Annotated in this window: 15 protein-coding genes and 1 pseudogene; all 16 read right to left on the bottom strand. The window is 37.5% G+C overall.

What is annotated here, in order from left to right; all coding sequences use genetic code 11:
• Positions 1-27: 27 nt before the first annotated feature.
• The gene (gene gpmI, locus B091_RS0106255) at positions 28-1545 is read right to left on the bottom strand and encodes a 2,3-bisphosphoglycerate-independent phosphoglycerate mutase (RefSeq protein ID WP_018109158.1); all 1518 of its coding nucleotides are present in this window, start codon (positions 1543-1545) and stop codon (positions 28-30) included.
• Positions 1546-1775: 230 nt separating this feature from the next.
• A complete protein-coding gene (gene sufD / locus B091_RS0106250) occupies positions 1776-3122 on the bottom strand; it encodes a Fe-S cluster assembly protein SufD (RefSeq protein WP_018109157.1) in 1347 nt (448 codons plus the stop codon).
• Positions 3122-3874 carry a Fe-S cluster assembly ATPase SufC gene (gene sufC / locus B091_RS0106245; RefSeq protein ID WP_018109156.1) on the bottom strand — a complete coding sequence of 251 codons (753 nt, stop codon included), beginning with the start codon at positions 3872-3874 and terminating at the stop codon, positions 3122-3124. The genes sufD (B091_RS0106250) and sufC (B091_RS0106245) overlap by 1 nt, the downstream gene beginning before the upstream one ends.
• A 56-nt stretch (positions 3875-3930) precedes the next feature.
• Positions 3931-5367 carry a Fe-S cluster assembly protein SufB gene (gene sufB, locus B091_RS0106240; protein ID WP_018109155.1) on the bottom strand — a complete coding sequence of 479 codons (1437 nt, stop codon included), beginning with the start codon at positions 5365-5367 and terminating at the stop codon, positions 3931-3933.
• A 219-nt stretch (positions 5368-5586) separates the two neighbouring features.
• Entirely contained in the window at positions 5587-6189 is a 603-nt protein-coding gene (locus tag B091_RS0106235; RefSeq protein ID WP_018109154.1) for a ribonuclease HII, read from the bottom strand.
• Between the two features lie 119 nt (positions 6190-6308).
• A complete protein-coding gene (locus B091_RS0106230; protein ID WP_018109153.1) occupies positions 6309-7520 on the bottom strand; it encodes an aminotransferase class V-fold PLP-dependent enzyme in 1212 nt (403 codons plus the stop codon).
• Positions 7521-7527: 7 nt separating this feature from the next.
• The gene (sufD, locus tag B091_RS0106225; RefSeq protein WP_025069485.1) at positions 7528-8865 is read right to left on the bottom strand and encodes a Fe-S cluster assembly protein SufD; all 1338 of its coding nucleotides are present in this window, start codon (positions 8863-8865) and stop codon (positions 7528-7530) included.
• A 2-nt stretch (positions 8866-8867) separates the two neighbouring features.
• Positions 8868-9620, bottom strand: coding sequence for a Fe-S cluster assembly ATPase SufC (sufC, locus tag B091_RS0106220; protein ID WP_018109151.1), 753 nt, complete (start codon positions 9618-9620; stop codon positions 8868-8870).
• A gap of 66 nt (positions 9621-9686) precedes the next feature.
• Complete coding sequence (sufB, locus tag B091_RS0106215) at positions 9687-11135, bottom strand: Fe-S cluster assembly protein SufB (RefSeq protein ID WP_018109150.1); 1449 nt, start codon at positions 11133-11135, stop codon at positions 9687-9689.
• 61 nt (positions 11136-11196) lie between these two features.
• A complete protein-coding gene (locus B091_RS11845) occupies positions 11197-11691 on the bottom strand; it encodes a CvpA family protein (RefSeq protein WP_018109149.1) in 495 nt (164 codons plus the stop codon).
• A 111-nt stretch (positions 11692-11802) separates the two neighbouring features.
• Positions 11803-14745 (bottom strand): translation initiation factor IF-2, encoded by a 2943-nt coding sequence (gene infB, locus B091_RS0106205; RefSeq protein ID WP_018109148.1) that lies wholly within the window; start codon positions 14743-14745, stop codon positions 11803-11805.
• A 113-nt stretch (positions 14746-14858) separates the two neighbouring features.
• Entirely contained in the window at positions 14859-16121 is a 1263-nt protein-coding gene (gene nusA / locus B091_RS0106200) for a transcription termination factor NusA (RefSeq protein ID WP_018109147.1), read from the bottom strand.
• A 2-nt stretch (positions 16122-16123) separates the two neighbouring features.
• A complete protein-coding gene (gene rimP / locus B091_RS0106195) occupies positions 16124-16591 on the bottom strand; it encodes a ribosome assembly cofactor RimP (protein ID WP_018109146.1) in 468 nt (155 codons plus the stop codon).
• 185 nt (positions 16592-16776) lie between these two features.
• Positions 16777-17817 (bottom strand): lactonase family protein, encoded by a 1041-nt coding sequence (locus B091_RS0106190; protein WP_202898301.1) that lies wholly within the window; start codon positions 17815-17817, stop codon positions 16777-16779.
• 90 nt (positions 17818-17907) lie between these two features.
• A complete protein-coding gene (locus B091_RS0106185; RefSeq protein WP_018109144.1) occupies positions 17908-19503 on the bottom strand; it encodes a YfcC family protein in 1596 nt (531 codons plus the stop codon).
• Between the two features lie 518 nt (positions 19504-20021).
• A pseudogene (locus tag B091_RS12760) lies at positions 20022-20226 on the bottom strand (hypothetical protein); the annotation flags it as partial.

Here is a 20226-nt window from a genome sequence, read left to right as displayed (position 1 = left end):
TTCCTATTAAGACTTATCAAATTAAGATTAGTCTTTAATTAATATTTTACCATTCATCTCCTTAGGAGCTTCTAGACCCATAATATGAAGCATGGTTGGAGCTACGTCAGCTAAGATACCATCAGCAACCTTCGCGTCTTTGTTTTCAGTAACGTAAATACAAGGAACTGGGTTAAGTGAGTGAGCAGTGTTTGGTGAATTGTCTTCATTCATTGCGTGATCGGCATTACCGTGATCAGCAATAATTATTGACTCATAGCCAGCTGCATTAGCTGCTTCAATAGTCTCTTTGAGGCACTCATCAACTGCTACGATAGCCTTTTGGATAGCCTTATAAACACCAGTATGACCTACCATATCGCCATTAGCATAGTTAACAACAATAAAGTCATATTTATCTTCTTTGATAGCTGCAACTAATTTATCCTTAATCTCGTATGCACTCATTTCAGGCTTAAGATCATAAGTAGCCACCTTGGGAGAAGGTACTAATATTCTATCTTCAGCACTGTAAGGTTGTTCACGACCACCGTTAAAGAAGAAGGTAACGTGAGCATATTTTTCTGTTTCAGCAATATGTAGTTGAGTTAGACCCTTCGCATCGATATATTCACCCAATGTATTTTCAACATTGTCTTTATCGAATAATATACTTACATTTTTGAATGAAGCATCGTAAGGAGTCATACAGAAGTACTGAAGATTAGGAACTGTTTTCATTCCAGCCTCTGGCATATCTGTTTGAGAAAGAACGATAGTCAACTCTTTAGCCCTATCGTTACGATAGTTAAAGAAGATAACAACATCACCCTCATTGATTTTACCGTCAACATTAGCATTAACGATTGGCTTAATGAATTCGTCAGTTACACCCTCATCGTACGAAGCTTGCACAGCATCAGAGAGAGAAGTAACTTTTTCGCCTTTTCCGTCAACAAGCAGGTCATAAGCCTCTTTTACTCTTTCCCAACGTTTGTCACGGTCCATCGCATAGTAGCGTCCGATAAGCGTAGCTATTTTACCTGTAGTTTTAGCACACTCAGCTTCTATAGCCTCAATGAAGCCCTTTCCACTCTTAGGATCAGTATCACGACCGTCCATAAAGCAATGAATTAGCGTATCTTGAACACCGTAATCGTTAGCAGTTTCGCAAAGTTTATAAAGGTGATCTAAAGAACTATGAACTCCACCATCTGAAGCCAATCCCATAAGATGAACACGTTTATTGTTCTCTTTAGCATAAGTAAATGCTTTTTTTACTGCAGGGTTTTCTTTGATGCTATTGTCAGCACAAGCACGATTAATCTTAACCAAGTCTTGAAAAACAATTCTACCAGCACCAATATTAAGGTGACCTACCTCAGAATTACCCATCTGACCTTTTGGTAAACCAACGTCCTCGCCACTAGCTTGAAGCTGAGAATGTGGGTAAGTTTTTACTAACTCATCCCAATAAGGAGTTGGTGTATTAGATATAACATCTGCTTTACCTTTATTACCTATACCCCATCCATCAAGGATTACCAATAGAGCTTTCTTTCTCATAAGAATATTTTTTAATTATTTTGTTATCCATTATTTCAATGCACCACAAAGGTACAAAAAACAGAATTTATTAAATACTTCTTTATCATCAATTAATAGTAAAAGAGGTATGTTCTAAAGAGTTTACTCATTTTTATAATATCGACATCTACAATGTCTTAGCGGAGTAGGCATGAAAATTAAGGGCCCTTAATTAATAAAGACCCTTATACTTAATTTTGATTATAAATCTATTTATTCAATGCCGATCCTGCACAATTGCATAGCTCACCACGGAAACGACGTTCCACCAATTGGTGTAAATGCTCCTTGAGTGGATCAATATTAATTTTGTCAATCACTTCGTTTACAAAGGCAAACATCAGAAGTAAACGAGCCTCATCCCTATTTATACCACGTGCCTGCATATAAAACAATGCCTTTTCGTCTAGTTGGCCTACAGTTGCACCGTGCCCACAACGCACATCATCAGCATAAATTTCGAGCTGGGGCCGAGCATACATACGTGCCTCTTTGGTAAGGCAAATGCTTCTGTTAGTCTGCTCCGAGTTGGTATGTTGTGCATCAGGGCGTACTAAAATCATTCCTGTAAATGCTCCAACTGCCTTATCGTCTAAAACATATTTAAAAAGCTCATGACTTGTACAATGAGGTACGGCATGATCAATGAGTGTGATATTGTCGATATGTTGCTCTTTGTCAGAGATTGTCATTCCGTTACAATCGGCATGTGCACCCTGACCTGCCAAGTGGAAGTTCGTATTATTGCACGATACCCCATTCATGAGTGTCATCGTATTCACTTGAACCACACTATTGGCTGCCTGATGTACAAACGTACTATTAAAACGATGTGTACGACTATGAGTCTCTTCAATTTCATAGAAATTGATATGCGCATTCTCACCTGCAAATATTTCGGTAACACCTGTCTGCAGAAAATCCACAGCCGAGACTGCGTGATTACACATCAAGATATTTACTTGCGCATTTTCTTCGGCCATAATCAGAAGCCTACGATTAACTAAGGTGGATTGATCTCCTGATAATATATTAATTAGCTGAATAGGTACATCAACAACCGTGTTCTTTGGTATATAGATAAATACACCGTCTTGAACTAAAGCTGTATTGAGGGCAACTAAGGCATCTTCTCGGGTATTGGCTATCTTGCCGTAATACTTAGCAAACCACTCAATAAAACGATCTGCCATCTGGCTTAAACTACCCACAGTAACTCCCTTAGGCAATAGCTCTTTTTTGTCAATAGTGGGATAGAAAGAGTCATTAAGCAAAAAAGCTTGAACTGTATTCAGATTAGGAACCTCACACTTGAAAACCTCACTTGGCTCGTAGTTGATTGGTTTCCGATCGAAATTGGTCAAGAAGTCGCCTTCAAAATATTTTTGAACATCAGTATATTTATACTTCTCGAGCTTTCGGCTAGGAAGTCCTAGCTTCTTAAAGTTAAGCATAGCGTCGGTTCGGAGCCCATTAATGATTTCCGAACTGTTACTCTGAATAACCTCTCTTTCCCGAGTATATAGATCAATGAAATTTTTAGTCGCTGTATTCATTATTTACCTCCCTCTTGTTTAATCCAGTCGTATCCTCTAGATTCTAGTTCCAAGGCCAATTCTGGACCACCAGACTTGACAATTCTTCCACCTAGAAGCACATGCACAAAGTCGGGCTTAATATAATCGAGCAGTCGTTGATAATGTGTAATGATAATTTGACTTCTTTCGGGTGAGCTCAATTGATTGACTCCATCGGCTACAATGCGCAAAGCATCAATATCAAGACCCGAGTCGGTCTCGTCCATAATGGCTAAGGTTGGTTCTAAAACAGCCATTTGAAATATCTCATTACGTTTTTTCTCACCACCTGAGAATCCTTCATTCACCGAACGACTCAGCAGTTTAGAGTCAAGCTTTACCATTTCTCTTTTTTCTTTGACAAGCTTCAAGAAGTCACTGGCTGACAAGGGCTCTAACCCCTTATAAGTACGGTGTTGATTTAAGGCTGCACGCATAAATTTAGTCATGCTTACACCAGGAATTTCAACAGGATATTGAAAGCTCAAGAATAGCCCTTCACACGAACGTGCCTCAGGGTCGAGTTCCAAAAGATTCTTTCCCAGATACTCAACACTTCCTTGAGTAACTTCATAATTGGGGTTGCCAACTAGAACATTGCCCAATGTACTCTTACCCGAGCCATTTGGCCCCATAATAGCATGTGTCTCACCTTTCTTAATTTCTAAATTGATACCTTTTAGTATCTCATGCCCATCAACATTAGCATGTAAGTCTTTTATCTTTAGCATAGTAATAATCTTTATTAAATTTGAGATAATCTGCACTGCAAACTAGATATCAGTATCTAGCCCACACTACCTTCAAGAGTTATGGCCAATAGTTTTTGAGCTTCAACAGCAAACTCCATAGGAAGTTTATTGAGGACTTCTTTGGCATACCCGTTGACAATTAAACTTATAGCTTCCTCCGTATCAAGTCCACGTTGGTTACAATAGAAAATCTGATCCTCATTAATTTTGCTGGTAGTAGCTTCATGCTCAATAACAGCAGTATTATTGTGAACATCCATATAGGGGAATGTATGGGCTCCACATTTATCACCGATCAATAGTGAGTCGCACTCACTAAAGTTTCGGGCATTATCGGCATTGGGTGTTATACGCACCAAACCACGATAGGAGTTTTCACTTTTACCCGCAGAAATCCCTTTACTTATAATAGTACTACTTGTGTTCTTACCAAGATGTATCATTTTAGTTCCAGTATCGGCTTGTTGGTGGTGATTGGTTACGGCTACACTGTAGAATTCAGCGGTTGAATTATCTCCCTTAAGTATACAAGAAGGATATTTCCATGTGATTGCTGAACCAGTCTCAACTTGAGTCCAAGAGAGCTTACTACCCTCACCCTCACAGATACCTCGCTTAGTTACAAAGTTAAATACCCCTCCTTTTCCTTCGGAATCTCCAGGGAACCAGTTTTGAACGGTACTGTATTTTACTTCAGCTCTATTCTTTACGATAATCTCTACAATAGCGGCATGCAGTTGGTTTTCATCACGCATAGGCGCTGTACAACCCTCTAGATAAGAAACATAAGAGTCATCTTCAGCTACGATAAGCGTTCTTTCGAACTGGCCCGTATTGATCGCATTAATTCTAAAATAAGTAGATAACTCCATAGGGCATCGAACACCCTTTGGAATATAGACAAATGAGCCATCGGAAAAGACAGCTGAGTTTAGCGCAGCAAAGAAATTATCTTTATAACCTACCACACTCCCCATATATTTTTTGATAAGCTCGGGATGTTCCTGAACAGCTTCACTGAAAGAACAAAATATAATGCCCTTCTCGCGCAAAGTCTCCTTAAAAGTAGTCTTCACCGACACAGAGTCCATCACTGCATCAACGGCAAAACCAGCTAAAGCATTGTGCTCGTTTAAGGGAATCCCTAAGCGCTCAAATGTCTTCAACAGCTCTGGATCTATTTCACCATCTTTTTTCTTAGCAGTAGGATCTGCATAATAGGAAATTCCTTGAAAGTCAATTTCAGGAATTCGCAGATGTGCCCAAGTTGGTATTGACAAAGTTAACCAATGTCTAAAAGCACCTAATCTATATTCTAGTAGCCACTCGGGCTCATTCTTTTTAGCAGATATTAAACGAACAACATCTTCGTTCAATCCTTTCTCGATTACCTCAGTATGTACGTCGGTTGTAAAACCAAACTTATACTTTTCCTGGGTAAATTCTTTTACGTATTTATTCGCCTCTTCCATTCTTCATTATAATCAATTAATAACACAAAGTTGACCACCACAAAAGTAGCAGTCAAAACTTACTCATAATCAATTGACTGATATACAAATCAGCACTAAGACTATAACCTTTAGTAAGAATGAAATACAGGGCTAGATTGTTCTAGCTATTTAGAATAAATCTATATAAAATTGCCTAAAAGATATTTTAGTGAGGTAAGAGATGCGTGTAAGGACAGATTAATCAAAAATAGATAACTGTTTGTCTGCAATCAACCGAAAACTAAGCCTATGTATAGGAGTTACACCATGCGCTTGGATAGCATCACGATGCTTGGCCGTAGGATAGCCTTTATTATGATCCCAATCGTATTGCGGGAACAGTTTATGTTGCTCAAGCATATAATCATCCCGATAGGTTTTAGCCAAAATAGAGGCTGCGGCGATAGACAGATAAGTCGCATCACCTTTAATAATTGTAGTATGAGGTATCCCAGGATAGGGAGTGAATCGATTCCCATCGATTAAAAGATGTTCAGGTTGGATATTTAGCCCATCAACCGCACGATGCATAGCCAAAAATGAAGCATTAAGAATATTTATCTTATCTATTTCGGAGGCAATAACTATGCCTACAGCAAAAGCTAAGGCTTGCTCCTGAATAATATCTCGCAGCTTATACCGCTTGGTCTCAGATAATTGTTTGGAGTCATTGAGTATCTCATTTTCGAAATCGGATGGTAAGATTACAGCAGCAGCAAAAACAGGTCCTGCCAAACATCCTCGTCCAGCTTCATCACATCCAGCTTCCACTCTACCCTTTTCTAAATACGGCTTAAGCATAACTATTATTTAAATTCCTCCAAAGTTATAAATATTAGTCGACTCTGAAGGCATAAAAAAACCTTAGTAAGTCTAAATTCAACTTACTAAGGTCATATTAATTTAATTGGAATCACTTATTAGAACATCGATTTCACACGATCAATTCCTTTTACAAGTATATCAACTTCTTCTTTGGTGTTGTACATACCAAACGAAGCTCTGACTGTACCCTCAATACCAAGTCTATTCATCAAGGGCTGAGCACAGTGGTGACCAGTACGCACCGCAATACCTAGACGATCGAGCAAGGTACCCATATCAAAGTGATGGATATCACCCACAAGGAAAGAGATAACACTCGTCTTATTTTCAGCTACACCAAAGAATCGTATGTCTTCTACCTGTGCCAACTGATTCATAGCATAGATCGTTAACTCACGTTCATGAGCTTCAATCTCATGCATGCCTATAGCATTCATGTAGTCGAGTGCAGCAGCAAATCCTGTTGTTCCTACAAAATCAGGTGTACCTGCTTCAAACTTGAAGGGTAGCTCATTGAAAGTAGTTTTCTCAAAGCTAACCGACTTAATCATTTCACCACCGCCTTGATAAGGAGGCATGCGATCAAGCCATTTTTCTTTGCCATACAAAACACCAAGACCCGTAGGTCCATAAGCTTTATGAGCTGAGAACACATAGAAATCAACATCTAAATCTTGAACATCAACTTTCATGTGAGGAACAGACTGAGCTCCATCAAGCAATACAGGAATATCTAAATCGTGAGCAGCTTTGATGATATCTTTAACGGGATTGACTGTTCCTAGAACATTGGATACATGAGTAATGCTTACTAGCTTAGTTTTACTCGACAACATCTCTTTATAGCTATCCATACAGAGTTCACCTGAATCGGTAATCGGTACGACCTTAAGGACAATACCTTTTCGTTCAGCTAAAAGTTGCCAAGGCACGATATTACTATGATGCTCCATCTCAGAAATAATTACTTCGTCACCTTGAGATAGAAAAGCTTCTCCAAAACTAAAAGCTACTAAGTTTATAGACTCCGTAGTACCCTTAGTGAAAATGACTTCATTGATAGAAGCTGCATTTATATGGTTGCAGACTGTCATACGAGCAGCCTCATGCAGCTCTGTAGCTTGCTGCGACAAATAATGAACTCCACGATGCACATTGGCATTGACCGTGAAATATTCGTCAGCCATAGCATCAACCATACATTTTGGTTTCTGTACAGTTGCACCATTATCTAGATAAACGAGTGGCTTGCCATATACTTCACGTGAAAGTATTGGAAAATCAGCACGTATTTTATTCATATCCATATCAAAATCATTTACAAATCGAACACTCAGAACATTTTTGAACCTCGCCTCTGAACCTTTGTTCTACAAGGGTATGCAAACGCTCTTTTAATGCATCAATTGAAATAGTATCTATCACTTCATTAACAAAGGCAAACATCAGAAGTAAACGAGCTTCACGCTCAGATATACCTCGTGCTTGCATATAGAATAAAGCTGTTTCGTCTAATTGCCCTACCGTAGCACCATGACCACAACGAACATCATCAGCATAAATCTCAAGTTGAGGTCTAGCATACATCTTCGCATCACGAGTTACACATAGAGCACGATTAGTCTGTTGAGAATTGGTTTGCTGAGCATCAGGACGAACTAAAATCATCCCAGTGAATGCTCCAACAGAGTGATCGTCTAAGACATATTTGAATAGCTCATTACTAGTACAATGGGCAACAGTGTGATCAATAAGCGTAGTGTTGTCTACATGCTGATTTTGATCTTCAACAGCCATACCATGGCAATCAATATGAGCCCCTTTACCTTTTAAAACAACTTCGGTTGAATTACGAGTTACACCATTATGCAATGTCATATTATTCAAGAGCACATTGCTATCGGCCTGCTGATGAACTGTTAGATTATTAAATCTTACGGTTTGTGTATGCGTTTCCTCAAGCTCATAAAAATCAAGCTGAGCATTAGCACCAACAAAGACCTCAGTTACACCTGTTTGAATAAAATTAACCTGATCAATAGTGTGATTACAAATCAACACTTTAGCTTGGGCACCCTCTTCTAAAACAATTAAGATACGACGGTTCGACATTAAGTCAACATCAGATCTCAATAAGTTAATAAGCTGAATAGGTTGCTCTATTATTGTATTCTTGGGTACGTAGAGTAATAAGCCATCTTGAGCAAAGGCTGTATTAAAAGAAACAATCGCATCTTTAGAATGGTTTGCTATTTTAGCATAATACTTCTCAACTAGCTCTGGGTGTGTTTCAGCTAGCTCTTTTAAACTACCCAATAGTACACCTTTTGGTAAGCCTTTTACTGCCTCTTGATGAAACAGATCATTCACAAGAAAAGCCTGTATCGAATCCATACCAGGAACATCGCAACTAAATAAGTCTCTAGGTTTAGATGGAATATCTAACCGGCTAAGATTTAGACCATACTCCTGTTCGAAGTATTTACTCACAGGAGTATATTTATATTCTTCTACCTTTTTTGAAGGGAACCCCAATCTCTCAAAGTTATCAAATGCTTCTTGACGATATTTATTCATCACTGGAGCACTGTTATTATCCAGTAGATCGCGAGACTCTTTAAATAGTGTTATATATTGCTGCTCAACCTTCATATTCATTCTCCCATCTCTTTCTTGATCCAGTCATAGCCTCTTTCTTCTAGTTCGAGAGCCAATTCAGGACCTGCAGTTTTTACAATTTTACCTTTGTAAAGTACATGCACAACGTCGGGTTTAATATAATCGAGCAAACGTTGGTAGTGAGTAATAAGAATATTGCTAGTCTCAGGTGTCTTTAGTTTGTTAACTCCATCTGCAACAATGCGTAATGCATCAATATCAAGACCTGAATCTGTTTCGTCTAGAATACTTAGTTTAGGCTCTAACATAGCCATCTGGAATATCTCGTTACGTTTCTTTTCACCACCAGAGAAACCTTCATTTACTGCTCTACTAGCCAACTTATTGTCAAGTTCAACTAGTTTTCTCTTTTCGCGCATCAACTTCAAAAAATCACTAGCCGATAATGCTGGTAAATTGTGGTATTTTCGCTTTTCGTTTACTGCTGCACGCATAAAGTTAACCATGCTTACACCAGGAATTTCTACTGGGTATTGGAAGCTTAAAAAAACTCCTTCATGACTTCTATCTTCGGGAGCTAAAGCCAATAAGTCCTTACCCATAAACTCAACACTGCCTTGAGTCACTTCAAACGAAGGGTTTCCAACTAGCACACTACTCAATGTACTTTTACCTGAACCATTTGGACCCATTATCGCATGGGTTTCTCCTGGTTTAACTGTCAAGTTAATGCCTTTTAATATTTCTTTACCATCAATGCTGGCGTGTAGGTCTTTTATTTTTAACATAGTCGTTGTTTTGAGTTTCTACTCTCTGCTCTAAAGAGAGTCTATCAAAATTATATATTAATTAATCTATCCAACACTTCCTTCGAGTGAAATAGATAGAAGTTTTTGTGCTTCAACAGCAAACTCCATAGGAAGTTTATTAATTACATCTTTTGCGTAACCATTGACAATTAAGCCAATTGCATCTTCGGTACTAATACCTCTCTGATTGCAATAAAATATCTGATCTTCATTAATTTTACTAGTCGTTGCCTCATGTTCAACAACTGCAGTATTATTATGAATATCAATATATGGGAAAGTATGAGCCCCACACTTGTCACCCAAAAGCAAAGAGTCACACTCACTATAATTACGAGCATTCTCAGCTTTCTCAGCAACTTTAACAAGCCCTCTATAAGAGTTCTGGCTAAATCCTGCCGAAATACCTTTGCTGATAATTGTGCTACTGGTATTTTTGCCAAGATGAATCATCTTAGTACCTGTATCAGCTTGTTGATAATTATTAGTTACGGCAACGCTATAAAATTCAGCAGTAGAATTATCACCACTTAAGATACACGAGGGGTATTTCCAAGTAATTGCTGAACCTGTTTCGACTTGAGTCCAAGACAACTTACTACTCTCACCTTTACAGATACCTCTTTTTGTTACGAAATTATAAACCCCACCCTTACCATTAGCATCTCCAGGATACCAATTTTGAACAGTGCTATATTTAACTTCAGCACGATCATTGACAATGATTTCGACTATAGCAGCATGAAGCTGATTTTCGTCTCGTTGAGGAGCTGTACAACCCTCAAGATAAGAAACGTACGAATCGTCTTCGGCAACAATAAGAGTTCTTTCAAACTGACCTGTATTAATTGCATTTATTCTAAAGTAAGTTGATAACTCCATAGGACATCTAACACCCTTAGGGATATAGACAAACGATCCATCAGAGAAAACAGCCGAATTTAGTGCAGCATAAAAGTTGTCTCTATAGCCAACCACAGAACCCATATATTTACGAACAAGTTCGGGATGTTCTCTGACAGCTTCACTAAACGAACAGAAGATAATTCCCTTTTCTCTAAGGCTCTCCTTGAAAGTGGTTTTAACAGAGACAGAGTCCATGACAGCATCAACAGCAATTCCACTTAACGCCAAACGCTCCTGAAGGGGAATACCCAATTTATCAAAAGTTTTGATGAGCTCTGGATCAACTTCATCCAAACTTTTGGGTCCATCCTTTTTCTTTGTAGGATCAGCATAGTAAGATATCGCCTGATAATCAATTTCAGGGATTCTTAGATGTGGCCAAGTTGGCATCTCTAATGTAAGCCAATGTCTAAAAGCTTTTAAACGAAACTCTAACATCCACTCTGGTTCTTCTTTCTTTTCAGAAATCAAGCGCACTACATCCTCATTTAGACCTTTTTCTATTACTTCTGTATGGATATCGGTCGTAAACCCATATTTATATTTCTCTTGGGTGAGCTGCTTTACATATTTATTAGCTTCTTCCATTATTTAATAACTCATTAAGTTTGATTATCAAAATTGATAATACATATATATAATGACCTACTTATGAAGATAAATAGGCTCCTTTAACCGTAAAAAACAAGAGTTTACCTACAACCATAATTGGTTTATAGAGCATTGACTCATTTTTGATTTCTTCACTCAACCACTTATGGTCGGCATCGAAATAATCAAGTGAACAAAGTAAAATACTCAGAAGTATAAAATATTTAATAGCTCCTAGTATTGCACCTAACAACTGATTTATGACACCTAAATAGATAGCATCAAAAAACCGAGTTAGCATTGACGATAAGATACCTAACACGATAAGTAGAATAAACCAAATACCAACGAAAGAAATGATATTTGCCAAAGACTGAGACTCCATATATACTGGATACAGTTTTTCTGCAAACTCAATATAGTAAGTCTTAGCAAGATAGAACCCCACTAAAATTCCTATTAAGGAGGCTATTTGGTTGAAAAATCCTTTCCTATACCCTGCAAATATACCTATTCCTATAAACAAAAGGATAAGAATATCTAATGGTTGCATTATTTTATATTTAAAAAATAAAAATGTGCCAATGAATCACCACAAAAAGCATCTAAACAATTTGTAAAAATTCATTGGCACATTCATTTTGGAATGCCGGTTAGGGCACTATTATAATTTTTGTTTTACCTCAATTTCCTCGTATGATTCAATTGTATCACCTGGTTGGATATCGGTGCAGTTTGTTAAACTCAAACCACATTCGAAGTTTGCTCCTACCTCTTTCACATCATCTTTAAATCGCTTTAGAGCAGTTATGTGACCAGAGTAGATTACAATACCATCACGTATCAAACGTACTTTATCGGCACGTTTGATCTTACCAGATTTCACCAAACAACCAGCAACAAGTCCTACTTTGGTAATATTGAATACCTCACGTACATCAACATTAGCAGTCACTTGTTCCTTAACTATAGGCTCAAGCATACCTTCCATTGCAGATTTAACCTCCTCGATAGCATCGTAGATAATTGAATATTTGCGGATATCAACTCCTTCTGCTTCAGCCATTCTCTCAGCTGTGGTAGATGGACGAACTTGGAAACCAATAATAATAGCATCCGAAGCTGCTGCAAGCGAAACATCAGATTCTGATATTTGTCCTACACCCTTATGGATTACATTTACTTGGATTTGCTCAGTTGAAAGCTTGATTAATGAGTCTGATAGTGCCTCTACAGAACCATCAAAGTCACCCTTAACAATGATATTCAATTCTTGGAAGTTACCAAGAGCAATACGTCTACCCACCTCATCAAGAGTTAATAGTTTCTGAGTACGGATACCTTGCTCTCTTTGAAGCTGTTTACGTTTTGTTGCAATTTCTCTAGCTTCTTGTTCTGTTTCTAAAACGTGGAAGCTATCACCTGCAGCAGGAGCACCGTCAAGACCAAGAATCAATACGGGTTCCGAAGGACCTGCTGATTCAATTCGCTGATTACGCTCGTTAAACATCGCTTTAATTCTACCAAAACTAGTTCCTGCTAGAACAATATCACCCATTTTAAGTGTACCGTTAGATACAAGTAATGTAGATACGAAACCACGACCTTTATCAAGAGTAGACTCAATTACAGATCCTGTTCCTGGTCGATCAGGGTTAGCTTGTAGGTCAAGAACCTCAGCTTCAAGAAGTACTTTTTCAAGCAATTCCGAAACGCCTAGACCTTGTTTAGCTGAAATATCTTGAGATTGGTATTTACCACCCCACTCTTCAACTAAATAGTTCATCTCAGCAAGTTCAGTTTTAACTTTGTCTGGGTTTGCTGTTGGTTTATCTATTTTATTAATTGCAAAAACAATAGGTACGCCTGCTGCCATAGCATGGTTTACAGCTTCCTTAGTTTGTGGCATGACGTTATCGTCAGCAGCAACAATAATAATAGCAATATCGGTAACCTTAGCTCCACGCGCACGCATCGCTGTAAAAGCCTCGTGACCTGGAGTATCTAAGAATGTTATTTTTTTGCCTTCTGGAAGAGTAACGTGATAAGCACCAATATGCTGAGTAATACCTCCAGCTTCACCAGCGATCACATTCTCCTTACGAATCCAGTCTAATAATGAAGTTTTACCGTGGTCAACGTGTCCCATAACGGTAATAATCGGAGCACGAGGTTCTAGATCCTCAACTGCATCTTCTACTTCCTCAATAGCTTGTGAAACATCTGCACTAACGTATTCAGTCTTAAAGCCAAATTCCTCAGCTACTAAGTTAATAGTTTCAGCATCCAAACGTTGATTAATCGAAACCATGATACCTACACTCATACAAGTTGAGATAACATTGATTGGTGCGATATCCATTAAACTAGCCAACTCACTAACGGTTACAAACTCTGTTAGCTTAATTGTCTTTTGTTCTGCTTGCTCTAGTTGCTCTTTTTGCTGAGCACGTACGTTAGCTTGCTCACGTTTATCTTTTCTATATCGAGACGAATTATTTCTTCCTTTAGAAGTTAGCCTTGCTAAAGTTTCTTTTACTTGACGTGCAACATCTTCTTCAGTAACCTCTTGTTTAAGAATAGGTTTTTTGATTCTCTTAGCTTTGAGTGTTTTTTTACGCTCAGGTCTAGCTATAGCCCCTGGTCTTGCAGCAGCTGGTGATTGATTAGACGCTTTGTCGATATCAACTTTTTCTTTAGTTATACGACGACGCTTTTTGATCTTCTTAGGGTCAGTTGATGTAGCTGTAGGGGTAGTACGGCCTTTATCCTCACGCTCTTTTTTGCGCTCTTCTTTACTCTTCTTTTTAGGACGAGTAGATTGATTTATTGCTTCTAAATCAATATGTCCTACAACGTTAATCTTTGTTTTTAACTCAGAAGAACTTAAAGTGAAGACTCCATCTTCTGATGACTCGGCTTCATTATCTTTATTTACTTCTTCAATAGCACCTTTAACCTCTTGTTTTGCAGTTGTTTTCGTGCTTGCCTTTTCGGATATTACATCCTTTGACTCCTGTTTTTTCACCTCTTTCACGTTCTCGCTCTCTTTCGCAGTTTTCTTTTCAGACTCCTTTTGACTCACTTGTAAGGGAGCTTCAATTGCTACTTCTTCTGGGGTAGTTTCTTGTGTAGCTACTGCTTTCTTTTTTTCTAAATTAGACTTTATGTTCTCTGAATTTGTTTCTGCATTTGCAGCAGTAGTAGATTTCACTTCTTTTTTCTCATCTACCTGACGACGAGGTTTGTCCAAATCAATTTTACCAACAGCTTTCACCTTAGGTCGCACCTCTTCTGGTACAACCGTTTCAATTACATCACTATTTTCAGCCTTTTCTACTGGTTGTTGGTCGGACTCGTAACCATCAATCGCAACAGAAGCCTTGTTGCGTTTCTTATCTTCTTGTCGTTCTTGAATAAAACGCTCAGATTTTATTCGAAGACTTTTGTCTGTACTAAACTCATCAACGAGCATATTATATTGCTCCTTTGAAATTTTTGAATTAGGGTTTTCGTCGATGTCGACACCCTTCTTTTTCAAAAAGTCCACTACAGTTGCAATACCGACATTTAAGTCTCTTGTTACTTTATTTAACCTTATCGTCATACTTAAAATTTAATGAATAAATGGAGAGAGAATGAAAATCTCTAATTTAACTATCCGTACTAGACGATCAAAGATTGAAATCTACTGCCTATTATCGTCTATTCATAAGTCTATTAGTTTTCATCTTCTTCAAACTCCGCTTTTAATATATTTAATACCTCGTCAACTGTCTCTTCCTCTAAGTCAGCATCTTCAATCAGTCGATTACGAGGTACTTCTAACACAGCCTTAGCTGTGTCAAGGCCTAAGCCTTTGATTGCTTCGATAACCCATCCTTCAATCTCATCTTTGAATTCATCTAAATAGATATCTTCGCTATCGGTTTCAGCTAACTCACGGAATACATCAATCGTGTATTCAGAAAGCATACTAGCTAATTTAATATTCAAACCACCCTTACCAATTGCCAATGAAACCTCATCAGGTTGTAAGAATATTTCGGCCTTGCGATCTTTTTCATTCAAACGAATAGAAGAAACTGTAGCAGGGCTTAATGAACGTTGAATAAATAATTGAATGTTAGATGTATAATTAATTACATCAATATTTTCATTGCAAAGCTCACGTACAATACCGTGAATACGGCTACCTTTCACTCCAACACAAGCACCAACAGGATCAATACGCTCATCGTAAGACTCCACAGCAACTTTTGCTCTTTCTCCAGGTATACGTGCAACTTTTTTGATTGTTATAAGACCATCGGTAATCTCAGGGACTTCCAACTCAAAAAGTCTTTCTAAGAAAACTGGTGATGTTCTAGACAACACAATTTTCGGATTATTATTTTTATTATCAACACGAGCAACTACTGCACGGATTGACTCTCCTTTACGGAAGAAATCTCTTGGTATTTGCTCAGACTTAGGCAAGATTAACTCGTTACCTTCGTCGTCAACCAATAGAATTTCTTTTTTCCATATCTGATAAACCTCAGCAGAGATTATCGTCCCTACACGCTCAATATACTTATTGTAAAGACTATCTTTCTCTAGTTCTAAGATTTTAGAAGCTAGGGTTTGACGAAGATTCAGAATAGCACGACGACCAAAGCTTTCAAAGAAAACCTTGTCTGTTACTTCTTCACCTATTTCGTAAGACTCGTCGGTCTTTCTAGCCTCAGATAATGAAATCTGCATATAATCGTCAGTTACGTCACCATCGGCAACAACTTCACGATTTCTCCAAATCTCAAAATCTCCTTGATCAGGATTTACGATTACATCGTAATTCTCATCAGTACCTACAATTTTAGCAATAACACTACGAAAAGATTCTTCAAGAACGCTTATCATAGTGGTTTTATCGATTTTCTTGTTGTCCTTAAACTCAGAGAATGTATCAATTAGGCTAATGGTATCTTCTTTCTTCGCCATAATTATTTAAAAGTAATTAAGTATTTAGTGTATTTTATATTTTCAAATGGAATAACTTCCTCAACGCTTGCTAGCTTGGGGCGTTTTTCTCCTTCCACTTTTACTTTTTTATCACATATAATTTTTATCTCAGTCTCATTAACGTCAATTAACTCACCTGTAAGTTTTATTCCCTTACGAGTAAGCACTTCAACCTCACGACCAATATGATTATAATATTGCTGGAGGACCTTGAACGGCTGACCCACACCAGCTGAGCCAACTTCAAGCTCATAATCGTCTTCTTCTCGATTTAATTTAGACTCGATAAAGCGACTTAAATCAACACAATCCTCTATCCACACACCTTCGGCGTGATCTATTTCAACCACAATTTTGTCATCAGAAGTTACAGAAACTTCAACTAAAAAGTATTCTTTATCTTCTAGCCACTCTTCAACTATCTGACAAACAGATCTTTTATCTATCATTAATCAATTATTAAGAACAAAAAAAGGAGCTTCTAGTGCCCCTCCTCAATCATCCATATCGCTCACAAAGATACAAATAATCTATTCGAATACAAAATATAATATATAAAAATGCATCTACTTAACTCATAATGAATTATTGGCAGATGCATTTAATATTTATCATGCTATAAAGGTATTTATATTCAGTCCAAAGATGTAAACTTAACACAAACGGGCTGATTTACAGAAATAGATTCATGCAGATTCAAGAAGCCCGTATTATCGTCAATTTGATAAATCTCTATCTGATTCTCATCTCTACAAGCAGCTAAAATAAATTTGCCATTTGGAGTAATCGCTAAATTACGAGGGTGTTGCCCCGTTTGCTGATAACCTATTGCTGACAAAACCCCATTATCTTGATCGATAGAGAAAATAGCTATGCCATCTCCTTGAAGTCGGTTAGATGCATAAAGGTATTTTCCATTGGGGCTTATCTGAATATCGGCAGAACCTCCTGCATGAAATTTATCGGCTAGAATAGTTTGAAACTCTTCCAGCACACCGTCGGTATAATTATATGCAATAACCTCTCCAGACAACTCAGTAATAGTATAAACCCATTCACCACTAGGGTGAAAGGAACTATGACGAGGTCCCGATCCTGGTTTTACAGAAAACTCCACAACTGAACTGTTATCCAAATTATCAGAGTAATCCATACGATATATCTTATCGGCGCCAAGATCGTTAGCAAAAAGATAGAGGCTATCTGGTGAAGGATAGATACAATGCAGATGGGATTGTTGTTGTCGAGATTTGTTTGGTCCCTCTCCCTGAAACTGAATTACATGTACTGCATTCTCAAACATCCCAAAATCATTTGTCTTGACCATGCTCAAACTTCCTCCATTATAGTTAGCAGTAACAAGCCACTTACCATCAAAACTGCTTACAACATAACACGGAGCTGCACCTTCAGTCAATACAGAGTCTAGAAGAGATAATTTTCCATTCTTCTTATCAAGTTGATAAGAGAAAACACCATCAACATCTACATCATCATTTTCACTAACCGCATAAACAATTTTACCATTGGGTGAGAAGGTTAAGTAAGATGGGTTATCTACTTTGGTTGTACTCACAAGAGAATACTCTCCTGTGTCACTATTAAATTTATAAACATAGATACCTTCACTATCCTGAGAAGTATAAGTTCCCACTAACATATATAATTCCGACATATCCACTTGCTTTTCTTGATTACAGGAATATAAAAAACAGAACACACTGGCTACACCTATTAATATACTCAATATATAATTACCTCTCATCTAAAAACCATTTAAAGTTAGTGTTACAGTAGGAATCAACAATAGAAAGCCTAGAATTACAAATATAATTAAATACTTAAAAAACCACTTCAACCACACTCCATAAGGAATCTTAGCCACCCCCAACACACCTAACAAGACAGCTGAAGTTGGGGTTACCATATTGGTAAATCCGTCACCGAATTGAAAAGCCAAAACTGTTGCTTGACGAGAGATACCAATAACATCGGAAAATGGAGCCATGATGGGCATTGTGAGCGCTGCTTTAGCTGTACCCGATGGAATAATTAAGTTTATAAGTGTTTGAATAATATACATGATAGTCAAAGAGAATAGCTTTCCTGTTTCTCCCAGAAGAGAAGCTAGACCATGCAAAATTGGATCAATTACAGAACCATCTTCAAGTATCTGAATAATTCCTCCGGCAAGACCTACAACAATAGCTACCGACAACATATCCTTTGCACCTTCCTGAAACTGCTTTATTAGTTCATTAGTTTTCAGACCAAAGGCAAAGCCTGCAGCAACCCCCATAGCTAAGAATATACCAGATATCTCAGGTAAATACCAATCATGAGCAATAACACCTACAACTAAAAACAGAATAGTAAAAGCAAGAATAACTAAAACAAAAAAGTGATTCGACTTTTTAAGACTTAAAAAACCAGTTACAGAAAATAAAACCGTCAAAATAGGTAGTAAATAAACCGTATTCGTGGATTGACCTAAGCTAAAAGTACTGTATGGATAATAAAAGGAAAATAGAACTAAAGCAACCAAAATCAAACCATAGACAAGCCATGCTGACTTTGTTGTCTTATAGGCCACCTCTATATCGTTTCGTTGGATTTGTTCACGTAATACAGCATCTAGCTCATACATAGGAGAAGCTTTAGGATTCTTCTTTACTTTAGCAGCATAACGCAGCACAAAAACGAACATAACAAAAGTTAGAACCACCCAGCAAAGTGAACGATATTCAATTCCAGAAAATAGCGGCAAGTCAGAGAACCCTTGAGCTATTCCTACAGTAAAAGGGTTTAACATAGCTCCAGAAAAACCAACATGAGCAGCTACGTAGACCATACAAACACCAACAATAGAGTCATAACCCATAGATATCGCAAGGGGCAAAATTATTATAGTAAAAGCAATAGTCTCTTCCGACATACCAAAAACAGCCCCAAAGAGACTAAAAAGCAACATTACAGAAACCAGAATAATGTTATTGACCCCTATTTTTTTAAATAACCAATACTTCTCTAAGTTTCGACTTGAGTTCAAGAAAGAGACAATCCCCACATGAATAGCCTGAGTGACATTGAGTATCTGAAAAGCTCCACCCATAATTAGCAGGAAAGCAATAATACCCGCTTGTCTTTCTATACCATAGAAAAGAGAGGTAAATACCTGCCAAGTCTGCGGACTTCGCTCAACCAAGTGAAAAGAACCTTCGACGATGACAGTTTTCTCTACTCCGTTAATCAATACAGTTTCTCTTTCGTACTGCCCAGCAGGAATCACCAAAGATAGAATAGCACAAAATAGAATCGCAAATACTATTATCGTATAGGCATGTGGGATTCGTTTAGTCATGATTATTTATGTGTTTTAGCACAAAACTATGTAATATTTATGTAATATGATAAGAATTTCAGCCCAACCGAAATAAAATCGAGTATCAAAAGCGAAAATACATGTTATAAAACATGGGTATTACAAAATAAGTCTTATCTTTGTAATTGAATTAAAAGAATAAAAAACCAGCTCTTCAAAACGTGGAGAGCAACAAAAGATGTCAATTATGAAAAAGAACGAAAATGAAATCGTTATGCTACAGTATCGAATCAAAAGATACCAAGCAATGGGAAACGGAATTATGACCCAAAAGTTAAACGGACAGTTGCAAAAACTCTTATCAAATAGAGCGTAACTATTTAACAACAAACCGTTAGTTAAGTATTAAAATTGAGAGGTGTTTGGATTTTCCAAGCTCCTTTTTTTATTTATACACCTTCACCCAACTCTATCCGAATTAAACTTATACATTGAAAGCAGCTCAACATGACTAGTCCTAAATAAGCGTTACAGTTTATTTATCAAATATAGTTTAATTATCCTATAGGAAGGCTGGCCTTCCTATAGGATTTATTTTTATAAGTTCTCATCTGTGATATGCTTTGTTTGTGCATCTGTTCAGGTGTTTGCATATAACATGACCAATGAGGTCTTTTTGTATTATATATTTTAACTGCATTAGCTACTAAATCCTTCAGCATAGGTAAGCTAAGTTTATATTCCTCCAACAAGAACTCTTGC

This window comes from Bacteroides propionicifaciens DSM 19291 = JCM 14649, from assembly GCF_000375405.1.
Lineage (GTDB): Bacteria > Bacteroidota > Bacteroidia > Bacteroidales > Bacteroidaceae > Bacteroides_E > Bacteroides_E propionicifaciens.
The sequence above is the reverse complement of the archived record's forward strand: the minus strand, read 5'-3'. Positions and strand labels throughout refer to the sequence as shown.